At 57.8% G+C, this 14,773-nt stretch carries 14 protein-coding genes; 7 read left to right on the plus strand and 7 right to left on the minus strand.

Features of this window, described 5'->3' with window-relative positions:
• Window positions 1–19: 19 nt before the first annotated feature.
• Window positions 20–895, minus strand: coding sequence for a TraB/GumN family protein (locus NH461_RS03880; protein ID WP_261601961.1), 876 nt, complete (start codon window positions 893–895; stop codon window positions 20–22).
• Window positions 896–1,083: 188 nt separating this feature from the next.
• The gene (locus NH461_RS03885; RefSeq protein WP_261601962.1) at window positions 1,084–4,014 is read right to left on the minus strand and encodes a cation transporter; all 2,931 of its coding nucleotides are present in this window, start codon (window positions 4,012–4,014) and stop codon (window positions 1,084–1,086) included.
• A 215-nt stretch (window positions 4,015–4,229) separates the two neighbouring features.
• Between NH461_RS03885 and cueR the strand changes: the two genes are divergently transcribed.
• Complete coding sequence (gene cueR / locus NH461_RS03890; RefSeq protein ID WP_261602821.1) at window positions 4,230–4,634, plus strand: Cu(I)-responsive transcriptional regulator; 405 nt, start codon at window positions 4,230–4,232, stop codon at window positions 4,632–4,634.
• 67 nt (window positions 4,635–4,701) lie between these two features.
• Here cueR and NH461_RS03895 read toward each other — a convergent pair whose 3' ends face one another.
• The 4 genes from NH461_RS03895 to tesA all read right to left on the minus strand — a co-directional run bounded on the left by NH461_RS03895 (window position 4,702) and on the right by tesA (window position 7,944).
• Window positions 4,702–5,556: a co-chaperone YbbN gene (locus tag NH461_RS03895; RefSeq protein ID WP_261601963.1), complete on the minus strand. Its 855-nt coding sequence runs from the start codon at window positions 5,554–5,556 to the stop codon at window positions 4,702–4,704.
• 480 nt (window positions 5,557–6,036) lie between these two features.
• On the minus strand, window positions 6,037–6,864 hold the full coding sequence (locus tag NH461_RS03900; RefSeq protein WP_261601964.1) for an SDR family oxidoreductase: 828 nt from the start codon (window positions 6,862–6,864) through the stop codon (window positions 6,037–6,039).
• 97 nt (window positions 6,865–6,961) lie between these two features.
• Window positions 6,962–7,243: a hypothetical protein gene (locus NH461_RS03905; RefSeq protein WP_261601965.1), complete on the minus strand. Its 282-nt coding sequence runs from the start codon at window positions 7,241–7,243 to the stop codon at window positions 6,962–6,964.
• A 101-nt stretch (window positions 7,244–7,344) separates the two neighbouring features.
• Window positions 7,345–7,944: a multifunctional acyl-CoA thioesterase I/protease I/lysophospholipase L1 gene (tesA, locus tag NH461_RS03910; protein ID WP_261602822.1), complete on the minus strand. Its 600-nt coding sequence runs from the start codon at window positions 7,942–7,944 to the stop codon at window positions 7,345–7,347.
• On the opposite strand from tesA, the gene NH461_RS03915 reads away from it, so the two are divergent.
• Both NH461_RS03915 and NH461_RS03920 read left to right on the plus strand, forming a co-directional pair.
• Entirely contained in the window at window positions 7,943–8,617 is a 675-nt protein-coding gene (locus NH461_RS03915) for an ABC transporter ATP-binding protein (RefSeq protein ID WP_261601966.1), read from the plus strand. The two genes, tesA and NH461_RS03915, sit on opposite strands and share 2 nt — an antisense overlap.
• On the plus strand, window positions 8,614–11,058 hold the full coding sequence (locus tag NH461_RS03920; protein WP_261601967.1) for an ABC transporter permease: 2,445 nt from the start codon (window positions 8,614–8,616) through the stop codon (window positions 11,056–11,058). Before NH461_RS03915 ends, NH461_RS03920 begins: the two co-directional genes overlap by 4 nt.
• Window positions 11,059–11,115: 57 nt before the next feature.
• Here the strand turns inward: NH461_RS03920 and NH461_RS03925 are convergent, their stop codons facing one another.
• Window positions 11,116–12,039, minus strand: coding sequence for a TIGR01777 family oxidoreductase (locus NH461_RS03925; RefSeq protein WP_261602823.1), 924 nt, complete (start codon window positions 12,037–12,039; stop codon window positions 11,116–11,118).
• Window positions 12,040–12,426: 387 nt separating this feature from the next.
• Between NH461_RS03925 and NH461_RS03930 the strand changes: the two genes are divergently transcribed.
• Genes NH461_RS03930 through NH461_RS03945 form a run of 4 tightly spaced genes read left to right on the plus strand, consistent with a single transcriptional unit; the run spans window position 12,427 to window position 14,708 of the window.
• Window positions 12,427–13,161 carry a DUF1538 domain-containing protein gene (locus NH461_RS03930; RefSeq protein WP_261601968.1) on the plus strand — a complete coding sequence of 245 codons (735 nt, stop codon included), beginning with the start codon at window positions 12,427–12,429 and terminating at the stop codon, window positions 13,159–13,161.
• A 10-nt stretch (window positions 13,162–13,171) separates the two neighbouring features.
• Window positions 13,172–13,957 (plus strand): DUF1538 domain-containing protein, encoded by a 786-nt coding sequence (locus tag NH461_RS03935; RefSeq protein WP_261601969.1) that lies wholly within the window; start codon window positions 13,172–13,174, stop codon window positions 13,955–13,957.
• Window positions 13,957–14,307, plus strand: coding sequence for a P-II family nitrogen regulator (locus tag NH461_RS03940; RefSeq protein WP_261601970.1), 351 nt, complete (start codon window positions 13,957–13,959; stop codon window positions 14,305–14,307). Before NH461_RS03935 ends, NH461_RS03940 begins: the two co-directional genes overlap by 1 nt.
• Window positions 14,304–14,708 (plus strand): CBS domain-containing protein, encoded by a 405-nt coding sequence (locus NH461_RS03945; protein ID WP_261601971.1) that lies wholly within the window; start codon window positions 14,304–14,306, stop codon window positions 14,706–14,708. The genes NH461_RS03940 and NH461_RS03945 overlap by 4 nt, the downstream gene beginning before the upstream one ends.
• The last annotated feature ends 65 nt before the right edge of the window (window positions 14,709–14,773 follow it).

A 14,773-nucleotide genomic window follows, 5' to 3' on the forward strand; every position in this document is an offset into this window, starting at 1 on the left:
AATTTTAAAAATAAGACTGTCAATTAGGCGCACATGAACTGGATTGGCTTTGGCTCAATTGTGTGACGATAAACCCTTTTTGTTGCAGCAGTGACGGCACGCCAGACGGGCCAATCAGGTGCATCGCACCGACCACAACCAGAAAAGAACCTTGGTGATAGGCGGGAGATTCACTGAGCTGAGTTGTCCAGTCATGGTTGCGCTGGTCGATTAGCAGATGATCGGTCGGATCACTGTAGCGGCTGTCTTCCAGGAGTTGTTGCATCTGGTGGTGATCGCCATGCTGCCAGGCTGAGAGCATGCACTGGAGTTGGGCTTGCATGTCCTGCCAGTCATACAGGGTGGTGCGCAGCAGGCTTTGGCCGTGGTCTGGCAGATTTTCCATCATTGCCAGTTGCTGCCGGAGACTTTCCAGTTCAAAGATGGGTTTGTTTTCTGCTTTGGCACGATGCAGCAGGGTGATATCGATCCCTTGCTCTGCGCTCAAACCAGCTTGAGTGGCCATGACATTTTGTAGCTGGATGGCGGCCAGCCAGGGTGGGCTATGGAGCAGCGACAGGTAAGGGAGTTGGGTTTGTTCGGCGATATCACGCAGTTGGCGTTTTTCCTGTTTGCTCAGCAGTGTCTCGCTGGTCGGGAGATCACGGTTGAGGGATACATCAGCCGGTTTCAGAATGTCGGCTTCGACAATCAGGCCGTTCGCTTCAGGCCAGTGATCCCAGAAGACTTGCGGCAATGGGTACAGGGCGGATTTTCCGGCATGGATAGAGCCCAGCAGGATAAACTGTCGTTGCTGTTTTTGCGCCAGCCAAACCTGAGGCTCCGCCAGGGCAGGTGCCGCGATAAAGGGCAGGAACAGCAAGGCTTTGGTGAAGAGTGATTTCAGCATAGACATTCTGATACCAGAAGCAGAGAACTGATACGGTTATATCAGTTCTCTGTTGGCAGGGCGAGTCTGTCGCGATGGTCCTGTTATCAATCCCGAGAAATGGGACTTAGCTTTTGCTGTCGGGGTGCAGCCAGAACCACCAGACAATCAGGGCAATGGCCGCGAGGCCGAGTACTGCGATCATAGGTTTCTCCTTATTGATGAGGGTTGCGGTTGGGCTTGAACAAACGCAGGCGGTTTGCGTTACTGACCACAGTGATGGAAGACAGGGCCATCGCCGCGCCGGCAATGACCGGACTGAGCAGGGTGCCGGTCAGCGGATAGAGGATCCCCGCAGCAACCGGGATCCCCAGGCTGTTGTAGATAAAGGCCCCGAACAGGTTTTGTTTCATGTTTTTCAGGGTCGCGCTGCACAGTTGCAACGCATCGGCAACACCATGGAGGGAGTGGCGGATCAGGGTCAGTTGGGCACTTTCGATGGCCACGTCACTGCCGCTGCCCATCGCAATCCCGACTTCGGCCTGAGCTAGTGCCGGTGCGTCGTTGATCCCGTCGCCCACCATGGCGACACGCTTGCCCTGTTGTTGGAGTTCGGCGATTTTCGCCGCTTTGCCGTCCGGCAGGACACTGGCGATCACAGTGTCAATGCCTGCCTCGCGGGCGATGGCATTGGCCGTTGTTTCCGTATCCCCGGTCAGCATGACCACGTTCAGCCCCATCTGGTGCAGCCGCTCAATGGCTTCAACCGAATCGCTGCGCAATGGATCGCTGACTCCGAGCAGGCCGACGAGCTGATCCCCGAGAGCCAGGTAGATCGGTGTTGCTCCTTGTTCGGCAATAGCTTGTACGTCTTCAGCGGCTGGCGCGACCTCAATTTGGTGCTTGGCCATCAGTTTCTGGTTGCCCAGCAGTACGCGCTGTCCATCGACGTTACCGGCCACCCCGTAACCCGGCAGCGCTTCAAAATCCGACTGCGCCGAGAGGGTGAGTGAGCGCTCAGAGGCAGCCTGGCAAATGGCTTTGGCCAGTGGGTGCTCTGAGCCCTGTTCCAGGCTGGCAGCCAGTTGGAGCAATTGCGCTTCATCAGACTGATAGGTTTTGAGGGTGGTGACTTGCGGTTTGCCCTCGGTCAGAGTCCCGGTTTTATCGACCACGACGGTATCGATATTCGCCGCCAGTTGCATGGCTTCGGCATTGCGGATCAGGACGCCGTATTCGGCAGCCCGTCCGACGCCGACCATTACGGACATCGGCGTGGCCAGTCCCAGGGCACACGGACAAGCGATGATCAGGACCGTGGTTGCGGCCACCAGCATGTAAACCGAGGAAGGAGCCGGGCCGACGTAGTACCAGATCATGGCGGTCACAATGGCGATAATCATTACCGCGGGCACGAAAATGGCGGAGACGGTATCGGCCAGCCGAGCCAGTGCTGGTTTGCTGTTCTGTGCTTCGCGAACCAGGTTGATGATCCGCGCCAGCATGGTGTCGCTGCCAATCTGCTCGGCACGGAACAGCAGGCTGCCGTTCTGGTTGATGGTACCGGCATGGAGTTTGTCACCCGGCTGCTTATTGGCCGGCAACGGCTCCCCGGTCAGCATGGACTCGTCCAGGTAGCTCTGGCCTTCTTCAATGGTGCCGTCGACCGGAACCTTGGCGCCGGGGCGGAGCCGGAGCAGGGCACCGGTTTCGATCTCGGCCAGAGGCACTTCTTGCTCCCCGGTCGGGGTCACCAGGATGGCGGTTTGCGGCTGCAGATCAATTAGTTGCTCCAGCGCTTTGGAGGTCCGGCTTCTGGCCCGGGCTTCCAGCGCATGTCCCAGTGTGATCAGACCGAGGATCATCACCGAGGCCTCAAAATAGACGTGCCGGGCCTGCTCCGGGAAGAGTTCCGGCAACAGCACCACTACGGTTGAGTAGAGCCAGGCGGCACCGGTGCCCAGAGCGACCAGGGTATCCATCGTCGCGCGATGGTGCCGGAACGCTTTCCAGGCGTTGACGAAGAAGTGGCGGCCGATGGTGTAGAGCATGACAAAGGTGACGAGGCCGACAGCGCCCCAGCCCAGCTGGCTGGCGGTGGAGGTGATCATCATACTGCCACCGAAGATCCCCCAGCCCATCATGGGTAGTCCGGCACCAAGGGCGATCAGCGAGTTGCGCAGGTGACGGCGATACAGCTGGGCATTTTCGGCTTGTTGCCGCTCCCGGCGACTGTGCTCGTCCTCGCTCAGCTCAGCACCATAACCGGCATCGGTGATGGCGGTTATGAGGCGCTCTACCGGCGCATCCCCGGCGACCAGGGCAGTACGCTCGGCCAGGTTGACACTGGCGCGGGTCACGCCGGGGACATTGCGGATCGCTTTCTCGACCGAAGCCACACAGCTGGCGCAGGTCATGCCGCTTAGCATCAATTGAATACTCTGCTCTCCGGGCGCTGCCGGGGCATTGTCCGTAGTGTCTGGTACGACGACGTCGGCCGGTGCTGCCGATGGGGCCGTTTCTGTTCCGGTCTCGGCCTCTGCTTTTATCTCAGTCTCCGTATCCGGCGGCGTGGTGAGGGTTGCCTGGTAGCCCAGTTGTTCAATGGCGGCAGTGACCGCGGCCGCTTCACCGCTGGTGGTGATGTCGGCTCGGGTTTTGCTGACCTGATAAGCTGAGACATCCGGTAGCTCGGCCAGGGCTTGCTCGACTTTGGCGACGCATTTGCCGCAGCTCAGGCCACTCAGTGCCAGGTGAAGTTGTGCCGGGGCGGGGACCTGGTAGCCGGTGCGCTCGATCAGGGCCACGGCTTCGTCCCGGGTCAGAATACCGACGATTTCGGCCTGGGTTTTGCTGACCGTGAACCGGCTGATATTGGGGTTCTCAGCAAAGGCCTGTTCGAGCTTGGCAACACATTTGCCGCAGGATAAGCCTTGAAGCGACAGTACGTGGTGATAACCGGCTTCATAACCCAGCTCGGTGATCGCTTCGATAATCGGTGTGAGCGCGCTGTCCCCCTGAATGATCGCCTGTCGGGTATCGACGGTCACTGAATCAACACCGGGGAGGGTGCTGAGGGATGTCTGGATTTTTCCCGCACAGTTCATACACCGAACTTTGCTGAGCGGAAGAATATATTCGGTCATATCTCTATCCTTGGTTATGTTGAGGTCCTGAATCGCAGGGGTCGGGACGATTCTTTATGTCGTTATTCAAAATGATAAACCTTCCAGAAAGTGGAAGGTCAAAATAAATTTTCACATTATCTATCGGTGTCAGATTTCTTCCAACGAACCCTTGTATCTGGCGCCGGAAGGTCGCAAGATACATTGAAACCTTCCAGAAACAGTAAGGATGGATGATGAATATCAGTGAAGTGGCCGCCAAAACCGGCTTGAACACCAAGACCATTCGATTTTATGAGGAGAAAGGGGTGATCACCCCACCGTCCCGTGCCAGCAATGGCTACCGGCGCTATGGCGATCGGCAGCAAAATGAATTGTTGCTGATCCGCCGTGCCCGGCTGGTGGGCTTTTCCCTGGATGAGTGTCGGGAGTTGCTGGCGTTCTCGCGGGATCCGGCGCGCCGCAGCGCAGATGTCAAAGCGAAAGCCGAGCAGAAGCTGGCCGAAATCGACGGCAAGATCCAGGAGTTACTGGAAATGAAAGCGACCCTGACCGCGCTGACGGAGCAGTGTCCGGGCGATAGCGGTGCGCAATGTCCGATTATTGAAGGGCTGTGCTGCGCGTCGGAGCCTGCGTGTTAAGGCTCACTTTCTCTGTCACACCCGCACTTGCAGACCACGTGCGGGTGGCCTGCGGCGATGAAAGGGATTAGTACAGCAGTGAGTACAGCTGGCGGCGGTAGGTATTGGCCATCGCATTGCCCTGACCGAGTGCCGAGAGCAGATCCATCATGGTTTTCTTGGCGTTGCCATCGGCAAAGTTCAAATCTTTACGCAGGATAGCGATCAGTAACTCCAGGGATTCCTGAGCGCGGTCCACCTGGCTGTACTGCACGGCCAGCTCATAAGAGAGCTGAATATTATCCGGCTCTGCCGCCAGTCGCTCTTCCAGCAGGCGGATTTCCGGCGAGTCGCTGGCTTGTTTATGTAGCTCAAGTTTGGCCATGAGACCTTTGTATTTGGCATCCTGATCCTGCATCGGCACGGTTGCCAGCAGGGTTTCGGCATCATCATACTGCGAAGTTGCAACCAGGCATTCGGCAATGGCCAGGGTGATCACGCTGTTTTTCTCAAACTTGCCGGCCAGCTCGCGCAGGGTCGGCAGGGCCTGAGCATAATCCTGTTGATCGACCAGTGCCAGCGCTGCTTTTAGTTGCAGCTCTTCCTGGCTGGGCAGATGTTTGCTCAGCATGGCACGCAGGCTTTCATCGGTTTGCGGCCCGGCGGCACCGTCGACTGGCTGGCCGTTTTTAAACAGGGCCACGGTCGGCAAACCACGTACGCCAAACTGAGCGGCGACCATCTGCTGGCTTTCGCAATCCAGGGTCGCCAGGATCAGCTGTCCCTGATATTCCGAGACGATTTGCTCCAGAATTCGGTTCACATCTGCCGTTTCCGGCATGGATGGTGCCCAGAAGCTGATCACCACCGGGGTCTGCATGGATTGCTCGATGGTCTGCTGTAAATTCGTTTCGTTCAGTTCGATCGCAAGATTTTCGTACATGGGGCTGCTCTTTGATGTATTTGGCCTATAAAGATCGATATGGGGGATAAAGCGAGAAAGATCAAGGGAGCAGCCTACCCGGGATAAAAAAGGAGAGCCTCGCTCTCCTTTTTTATGGGTGTAACGTCAACAGCAATGCGAGTGTCACGCAGACACAGAGGAAATTAATTCTGCTTAACGTCATGATGATACCTGTCAGTCTGAGTCTGTTAACCGTCGGAAAGACTCCGGGGAGTCTCCTTTCAAATTACAGGGCTAATATATAAATCCAATATGACAGGAACATGACGTTTGTTCTCTTTTTCGATGAAATGCTTGCCACTCGTCCTCGACGGATGTTTTTTCCGGGTCCAGGCGATGAACTCCGGAAATAACAGCTGGGAGCTCGGCAAAGCGATTTTTGGTTTTTGGCTGTTTTATGGATTTATTTTCAGTATTTTAGCTGTTTTAAACGGAACTTATGGTGTTTTCCCAATTTGTCTAATCACTCTTACTTAATAACTTGTCCAACCAGATCGTCGGTAAAACTCGACGTAAAAATCCGAAAATGTAGGTCGGCTGGGTGACATAATAACGGGATTTTGGCTGCTTGCTGTTGATAATGGATTGTAACGGCTTTAATACGGCTTCAGGTGGTAGGGTGAAACGGCTGGAGGGAGATGTTTTTCCCAGGCGATCCAAGGTATTCCGGTAGCTGGCCTGGTGGCGGGAGGCTGCCATATCGATATGTCGTTCAAACTGCTGTTTGGCATTTTCCCGAAACCGGCTCTCAATCGGACCGGGCTCGATCAGGCTGATGTGGATCGGGGTATCCTGCAATTCAAGACGTAAGGTGTCGGTATAGCCTTCCAGAGCAAATTTACTGGCATTGTAGGCACCACGATATTTCATCGCGACCAACCCCAGTACCGAGCTGTTTTGTACAATTTTGCCGCCGCCTTGGGCCAGCATCAGCGGGATCACCGTCCGGGTCAGTTCGTGCCAGCCAAACAGGTTGGTTTCAAACTGCTGGCGCAGGGCATCTGTCGGCAGATCTTCCAGCGCGCCGGGCTGACCGTAGGCGGCGTTGTTAAACAGGACATCAATGCGGCCGTCGGTGAGCGCCAGGCAAGCCGTCACACCTTGTTGAATCGAGTCGGGATCCGCCAGGTCGAGCCGGACGCAATGCAGGCCCTCGTTCTGAAGCCGCCGTACATCATCCGGATGGCGACAACTGGCCACAACGGGATAACCGGCCTGGTGGAGCTGTTTGGCACAGTGATAGCCGATCCCGCTGCTACAGCCGGTGATCAGGATGCTCTCTTTCATGATGGTTCCTTCAAAATGTCGGGGAGAGCACCATTGTTCCTGATTTCAATTGGTTTTTAAACAATCACGGCTGCACGTTCGGGCGGAATCTTCCGGCTCAGTAACCGACGGCGCTGTCGTTGATATCGACGATATTACAGTTGACTCCGCCGAGCTCTTTGCAGGTGCTTAGTGCTGCGGCCTGGGCATCCTGGATTGAGCCGGCGGACCAGGCAGCGCCGGCCACTTTATTGATGCCGATGGCATAGGCTTTATTGCCGGGTTGATCCCGGTATTCCTGAAACAGTGAGTAGGTGGTGTACTCGCTCGAACTACAGCCACCGAGGATAGACAGGACTGCGCAAAGTCCCACAACGTTCCTACTTAACTTCAACATCATGTCTGACTTCCTGTTGCTTATCATCAGATCAAGCATAGTCAAAGTGAGGGCAAAAAATTATCTTCAGCGCAAAATAGTTCTACTCACAGATGCGGCGCCGGTTACAGGTGCGGTGCCAACTCGGATGCCATAAAGGCGGCGATCCAGGGTTGCGCTTCCGAAGTCGGGTGCAAGCCGTCCTCCATCATCCATTCAGGTTTGAGAATCACCTGCTCGAGAAAGAACGGCAGCAGCGGAGCTTCATATTGTTGGCTGAGCGCGGGGTAGATCTGGCTGAAACTATCGCTGTAGCGTTTGCCGTAGTTGGGCGGGATGCGAATTTGCATCAACAGTGCCTGCGCGCCCTGATCGTGGATCTGAGTGATCATCTGACGCAGGTTGTTGCGTATTGTCTTTGGGGGGAACCCGCGCAGCCCGTCATTGGCGCCGAGCTCAATGATCACATAATCGGGCTGATGGCGCTGCAGGAGTTGCGGTAGCCGGGCCAGCCCGTTGCCGGTGGTATCGCCGGAGATGCTGGCGTTCACCACCTCAATTTCATGCCCCTGGGCGATCAGGATCGGTTCGAGCAGCACCGGCCAGCTTTTTTCGGCCGGCATCCGGTATCCGGCACTCAGGCTGTCACCCAGAACCAACAGAGTGGTAGAGTAGGCGTTGAGTGAGAAAAAAATGAACAAGACAACTGAAAGGATTCGCATTATGTCAGCTTCCGTGATTAAGGCCAAATCGGTATCCAAGCAGGTGACGACCGCGTCATCACAACTCACCATTTTGCAGGATGTTTCCCTCGAGGTCGAGCAGGGCGAAGCCATTGCGCTGGTCGGCGTCTCCGGCGCCGGGAAGTCGACGCTGATGACGCTGCTGGCCGGGTTGGATATTCCGAGCAGTGGTGAAATCGAATTGCTGGGTCAGCCGTTGTCTCAGCTGGATGACGAAGCGCGGGCGGCGTTGCGTAGTGATGCGATTGGCTTTGTGTTTCAGAGCTTTCTGTTGGTGCCGTCGCTCAGTGCGCTGGAGAATGTGATGCTACCGGCGATCATCCGCGAAGAGGCCGGAGATGAAGTACGGGCTGCGGAGTTGTTGCGCCAGGTCGGGCTGGAAGGGCGGGAAAGCCATTTGCCGTCGCAGCTTTCCGGCGGGGAGCAACAGCGGGTCGCACTGGCGCGGGCTTTTATGACCCGGCCGCGGATCCTGTTTGCCGATGAGCCGACCGGCAACCTGGATCAGCACACGGCCGCCACCGTGATTGATCTGCTGTTTGCCCTCAACCGCGATCACGGAACAACCCTGGTGCTGGTGACTCATGATCCGCAACTGGCACAGCGGTGCGATCGTACGTTACGGATCCAGGGCGGCAGCGTGGAGGCAGCATGACTGAGATGAGTGATACACATACTTTGGCCAAACCGGCGCGCACTTCCATGCTGCTGAAATGGAGTTGGCGCGAACTCTGGCACGGTCAACTCTGGCCGGTGGCCGTGGCCCTGACCTTAATTATTGCCTGTGTGTTTGCCCTGGCGGCGCTGGTGGTGCGGGTTGAGAAAATCATGGTCGATCAGGGGCGTTCCATGATTGCCGCGGATCTGGTCTTTCGCTCTGCCGATCCCATCTCCGAGCCGTTACTGGCGCAGGCGCAATCATTGGGGCTGACCGTCTCGCAGCAAACCCGGTTCGGCACCATGGCGTTCAGTGACACCCAGATGCAACTGGTGAGTGTCAAGGCGGTAGACAGCCGCTTCCCGCTGCGGGGCGAGCTGATCCTGCAGGGCGAGCAGCGTCATAGCCAGGTCCGGCCCGGGGAGTTGTGGTTGTCGGAGCGGCTGTTTTCGCTGCTGGCGGTGAAGCCGGGTGATGCGGTGTCCATTGGCGATGCGACCCTGACCGTCAGCGGGCATATCGTGTCGGAGCCGGAGCTGTCGTTTAACCCGTTCAGCCAGATGCCGGCCGTGCTGATCCACGCCAGTGATCTGGCCAAAACCGGGGCCATTCAGCCGGGCAGCCGGGTGCGGTTCCTGGCCTATTTCAACGGGCCGGATGCCCAGTTGAAACAATTTCAGCAGGCGGTGACTCTGTCACCGGGACAGCGCTGGATCAGTGAAACTACGCAGGGTCAGACCGGAGAGATGATTGAGCGCGCGCGCCAGTATCTTTCGCTGACCCTGTTTCTGGTGATCCTGATGGCCACCGCGACCTTGGTCCTGACCTGTCTGCATTACAGTGCCACCCGGGTTGAGGCGGTGGCGATGATGAAAAGCCTCGGTGCCAGCAAACGCTGGCTGTGGCGCTGGCTGGCCCGCCAGCTGGCGATGCTGTTTGCCATCTCGGCGGTCGCCGGGCTGAGTCTGGGCGGATTGCTTGAGTTTCTGTTGCGCCTGCCGCTGGCGGATGTTCTGCCGGATCCGTTGCCGGAAATGGGGCTGATGCCTTTTGCCGCGAGCCTGATGGTTGCGCTGCTGGTGGCGATCCCCGGGATGGGGATTTCGCTGCTGCGTCTGGTGGATGCCCCGGCGATCTCAGTGATCCAACAGCAGGTGGCATGGCCGAAAAAACGTCAGGGCTACGCGCTGATTGCATTACCGGTGGTCGCGGCCCTGCTGTGGTTCGGCAGCAACAAGTTTATGTGGCTGACCCTGGGGGGCCTCGCTGCCCTCTTTCTCGTGCTGGCGGCGCTCGGGCTGGGGTTGGTGGGACTGCTCAAGCGCGGTACCTGGCGCAGTGCCGTCCGGCTTGCGCTGAGCCGGATCAGCCGCAGCCCGCTGGCGACCGGCGCGCAACTGGCCGCTTTGACCAGCTCCCTGATGCTGCTGGCGGTGATCTGGCTGTTGCGTACAGATTTGCTGGCCGACTGGCAGCAAACGCTGCCGGCTGACGCGCCGAATGTGTTTGCGTTGAATATCAGCCCGCAGGAGCAAGCCCGGTATCTGGCCGAGCTTGATAACAACCGGGTGGCGCGTTCGGACAGTTATCCGGTGATCCGCGGCCGGTTAACAGCCATCAATCAGCAAGACATGCTAGCGGTGTCCCGCGAGGAGCGGGATGAGTCGTTGCGCCGTGAACTGAACCTGACCTGGCGCGAATCGATGCCGGTCCACAATACGCTGCTGGCCGGGACATGGGCGACGCAGTCGGGCGTGTCGGTGGAATCCGGCATTGCCGAGCGGCTCGGGATTGAACTGGGCGATGAGCTGACCTTTACCGTCAACAGCCAGCCGTTCAGCGCGACGGTCACCAGTCTACGTCAGGTTGAGTGGCGCAATATGCGACCGAACTTCTATTTTATTTTTACCCCGGATGTGATGGCGGATCTGCCGGCCACCTGGCTGTTGAGTTATCGGATTGAAGCGGATCAGGATGCGCTGATCAATCAGCTCGGCCGGGATTTCCCGACGGTCACCCTGCTGGATTTGCGGATCATGGCGACCCGGATCCAGGCCATTTTGCAGCAGGTCTCGTTGTCATTGTCGGTCCTGGCGGCGCTCGGCGTCTGCAGCGGCCTGTTGCTGGTTCTGACCCTGCTCCGGCTCAGCCTGTCGCAGCGGGCGCAGGAAATCCAGCTCTATCGCACGCTGGGGGCGAGTCGTAAGCGGATTTCGGCGACCCTCTGGAGTGAGTACGGGATCATGGCGCTGCTGGCCGGGGTCATGGCGGCTGTCGGCGCAGAAGTGGTGATGGCGGCTCTGATGATCTGGGGATTTGAGCTGCCGGTTCAGACGCATTCCGTGTTGTGGCTGGTGTTGCCGCTGTTGTCGCTGGCGCTGGTGGTGGTCATCATCCGTACCATGATCCGGCAGCTGCTGTTGCCGCTTCGGGGCTAGCGGTAACGATGATGCTGACACGCGTGAGGTGACGTGAGGTGAAACGGGAGTCCGGCGTCAGACGCCGGACGCATCGATTCGGCTTTTATCTCCGACCGTCTCTTCCAGGGCATGTTCAAGTTTCGGAAAACAGAAGTGGAAGCCGTGATCCTGCAGGCGTTTCGGCAGTGCTCGCTGGCTGTCGAGCAGCAGCGTGGCGGCTTCTCCCAGCCCGAGCCGGAGCAGCCATGCCGGAGTTTTGAAAAAGTGAGGTCGGTGCAGCACCTTGGCCAGGGTTCGGCTGAATTCCTGGTTGGTCACCGGATTCGGGGCAGTAAAATTGTAGGCGCCGTTTGCTTCCGGGTGCTTGAGCAAAAACAGGATCCCCTTGACCATATCCTGCAGGTGGATCCAGGGAAAATACTGCTCGCCAGTGCCGATCGGACCGCCAAAGCCGAGCTGGTAGGCCGGTAGCATTCGGGCCAGCGCGCCGCCGTGGCGACCCAGTACAATGCCGGTCCGCAGCAGGCAGACCCGGGTGCGATCCGACTGCGCGGCCTGCGCAGTTTCTTCCCACTGCCGACACACCTGGTGGGCAAAGTCCTGGCCGTTTACCTCTAGGCTTTCGTCAAAACTGCGGGATTGCTGATCGCCGTAAAACCCCACCGCCGAGCCGCTGATAAAAATCTCGGGGGGATTGGTGCCGGCCTTGATTTTGTCGACCAACTCGCGGGTGATGGCCCAGCGGCTCTGGCAAATCTCCTGCTTCTGGCGATCGGTCCAGCGTTTGTTGATGATGGGCTCGCCGGCCAGGTTAATGACTGCATCGAAGGCGTCCAGGTCCTTCAGCTCATGCAGCGTTTCGATGACGGTGATGTGGTGGCCCAGTTGTTGATAGGCCCGCGCTGGATTGCGACTCAGGACGGTGATCCGTTCGTGGTTCAGGTGTGGCAACAGTGCTTTTCCGATAAATCCCGTTCCGCCAGTGACTAAAATGTTCATTCCATTCATGGTCCTTTCCTGAAAACTCAGAGCTCCTGAAAATTCAGATCTCCTGACAACTCAGAGCCCGTGAAAACTCAGGGCTCCTGACAACTCAGAGCTCGTGAAAACTCATAGCTACACATGACTCGATCGAGCCTGATCTAAGTATAAACGAAGATGACTAAATCATTCTAATCAATGAGTTGAGAGTGCTCCGCCCGGGTTCTGATCCGGAGCCGTAACACATGTGTCGTGCGTCACTGGTGGCTGCAAGGGATGTCCGGGTCCCAAGTCAATTATGTGCCTCACCTCTCGACTCGGTAAATGCAAGATGTTTCAAAATGTGAATACCCATTATTGTAATAAGGAATATTGAACGGCGTATTTGGGACCACAGGAGGCAGCATGGCAGCAGTATGGGCAATGGTGAAGGCGATGCTTTCCAGCTTGCGTGATCTGTTGCCGATCGTGTTGGTGATTGCCTTTTTCCAGGGCGTGGTGCTGCAGCAGCCGTTGCCGGATTGGGGGCCGATCCTGCTGGGCCTGCTTCTGGTGGTGGTCGGGCTGACCCTGTTCGTGTTTGGTCTTGAGCTGGGACTGTTCCCGATAGGGGAGTCGATGGCACACGCCTTTGCCAGCAAAGGCAGCCTGATCTGGTTACTCATTTTTGCGTTTTGCCTCGGGTTCGGGACGACCGTTGCCGAACCTGCCTTGACGGCCGTGGCGGCGGAAGCCGCTGATGTGGCGGCCGAAGGCGGTTTGATTGCGACCGACCCGCAGTCCCGGGACGGGTATGCTCATGGCCTGCGCCTGACCGTGGCGTTGTCAGTTGGTATCGCCATCATGCTGGGGGTGATCCGCATTCTTAAAGGCTGGCCGATCCAGTGGTTGATCATCGGCGGTTATCTCACCGTGATGGTCATGACCTGGTTTGCGCCGCCGACGATTGTCGGGATTGCGTACGATTCCGGCGGGGTGACGACCTCGACCATTACCGTTCCGCTGGTCACGGCGCTCGGCGTCGGGCTGGCGTCGTCGATTAAAGGGCGTAACCCTATGGTCGATGGGTTCGGGCTGATCGCTTTTGCCTCCCTGACGCCGATGATTTTTGTGATGGGCTACGGCATGCTGGTGTACTAGGTGAAACGGGATGAGTGAACTATCGTCATTATTAAGCCACTTCCTGATGACGCTGGTCGCGACTGTGCGCGACGTCCTGCCGATCGTGGCCATCATTTTCGGGTTCCAGCTGGCGGTATTACGCCGCCCGGTGGTGCACTGGCCCCGGGTCGTCCTGGGATTCGTATACGTGATCCTGGGGCTGGCCTTATTTCTGATGGGGCTGGAGCTGGCCCTGTTTCCGCTGGGGGAGTCGATGGCGACCCAGCTGACCGCGCTGGACTTCCTGTTTGAGGCCGGAGAAACCATTCCGGCCACTGTGCCCTGGGAAGAGTATTACTGGGTGTATGTGTTCGCTGCGGCGATTGGGTTCAGCACCACCATTGCGGAGCCGTCCCTGATTGCAGTGGCGATCAAGGCCAGTCAGGTCTCGGGGGGCACCATCCAGGTCAATGGCCTGCGGGTGGCGGTTGCCCTGGGCGTGGCACTGGGGATTGCGCTGGGCAGCTACCGGATTGTGGCCGGCGATCCGCTGCACTATTACATTCTGGTCGGTTACGTGGTGGTGGTGATCCAGACCGGGTTTGCGCCGAAAATGATTGTCCCGCTGGCCTATGATTCCGGCGGGGTCACGACCTCAACCGTCACGGTGCCGATTGTCACGGCGCTGGGGCTGGGCTTGGCCTCGACGGTTCCCGGTCGGAACCCGATGCTCGATGGGTTTGGTTTGATCGCCTTTGCCAGTTTGTTTCCGATGATCACGGTGATGGGCTATGCCCAACTGTCGGTCTGGCTGGGGCGTAAGGAGAGTAACTGATGCGTTTTAAACTCTTGGTAGCGTTTGTTGAGGATTCGAAAACAGACGCGGTGCTGGATGCCGCCCGGGAAGCCGGCGCGACCGGGGCCACGGTGATCAATAATGCCCGGGGCGAAGGGCTGCACAAGAAAAAGACCTTTTTCGGTCTGAGTCTGGAGGTGCAGCGCGATGTGTTGCTGCTGGTGGTGGAGGAGCACCTGGCCCGTTCCATTTTGGAGACCATTGAACGGGTCGGGGAATTTGATTCCGGTGGCGGGCAGGGGATTGCGGTGCAGCTGGATGTTGAAGATGCCATCGGGGTCGCCCACCAGGTGGAGACGCTAACCAAAGTTGTGGAGGAAAAGCTATGAGTCAGGCGGAAGCTGTGGTCCGGGTCCGGGATGTCATGATGAATACCTACGCGATCGTGGAGGGGCTGACCACTGTGGCCGAGGCGGTGGCGATTGCCAAGCAGCGCCAAGTCAAAGCCCTGATCGTCAATAAGCGCCATGCCGATGATGAGTACGGCATTGTGTTGATGAACGATATCGCCAAGAAGGTTCTGGCGGTGGATCGCTCACCGGAGCGGACCAATGTGTATGAAATCATGACGAAGCCGGCCTTGTCCGTCAATGCCAATATGGATGTCCGCTATTGCGCCCGGCTGTTTGAGCGCTTCGGGATCAGCCGGGCGCCGGTGATTGAGGATGGTAAAGTGCTGGGCATGGTCAGCTATAACAACATTGTGTTGAACGGCATGCTGCGGGATTAAACCTGACTCGCAATGCGGGTTTATCCGATGTAGGATCCCGTTATTGATAGTCCGATAAACGGGTT

Source organism: Photobacterium sp. TY1-4, from assembly GCF_025398175.1.
GTDB lineage: Bacteria > Pseudomonadota > Gammaproteobacteria > Enterobacterales > Vibrionaceae > Photobacterium.

Excerpts from the sequence above, each read along its gene's own strand:
- NH461_RS03880 (WP_261601961.1), bottom strand. The coding sequence starts at position 895 with ATGTCTATGCTGAAATCACTCTTCACCAAAGCCTTGCTGTTCCTGCCC.
- NH461_RS03885 (WP_261601962.1), bottom strand. The coding sequence starts at position 4,014 with ATGACCGAATATATTCTTCCGCTCAGCAAAGTTCGGTGTATGAACTGT.
- cueR (WP_261602821.1), top strand. The coding sequence starts at position 4,230 with ATGAATATCAGTGAAGTGGCCGCCAAAACCGGCTTGAACACCAAGACC.
- NH461_RS03895 (WP_261601963.1), bottom strand. The coding sequence starts at position 5,556 with ATGTACGAAAATCTTGCGATCGAACTGAACGAAACGAATTTACAGCAG.
- NH461_RS03900 (WP_261601964.1), bottom strand. The coding sequence starts at position 6,864 with ATGAAAGAGAGCATCCTGATCACCGGCTGTAGCAGCGGGATCGGCTAT.
- NH461_RS03905 (WP_261601965.1), bottom strand. The coding sequence starts at position 7,243 with ATGATGTTGAAGTTAAGTAGGAACGTTGTGGGACTTTGCGCAGTCCTG.
- NH461_RS03915 (WP_261601966.1), top strand. The coding sequence starts at position 7,943 with ATGTCAGCTTCCGTGATTAAGGCCAAATCGGTATCCAAGCAGGTGACG.
- NH461_RS03920 (WP_261601967.1), top strand. The coding sequence starts at position 8,614 with ATGACTGAGATGAGTGATACACATACTTTGGCCAAACCGGCGCGCACT.
- NH461_RS03925 (WP_261602823.1), bottom strand. The coding sequence starts at position 12,039 with ATGAACATTTTAGTCACTGGCGGAACGGGATTTATCGGAAAAGCACTG.
- NH461_RS03930 (WP_261601968.1), top strand. The coding sequence starts at position 12,427 with ATGGCAGCAGTATGGGCAATGGTGAAGGCGATGCTTTCCAGCTTGCGT.
- NH461_RS03935 (WP_261601969.1), top strand. The coding sequence starts at position 13,172 with ATGAGTGAACTATCGTCATTATTAAGCCACTTCCTGATGACGCTGGTC.
- NH461_RS03940 (WP_261601970.1), top strand. The coding sequence starts at position 13,957 with ATGCGTTTTAAACTCTTGGTAGCGTTTGTTGAGGATTCGAAAACAGAC.
- NH461_RS03945 (WP_261601971.1), top strand. The coding sequence starts at position 14,304 with ATGAGTCAGGCGGAAGCTGTGGTCCGGGTCCGGGATGTCATGATGAAT.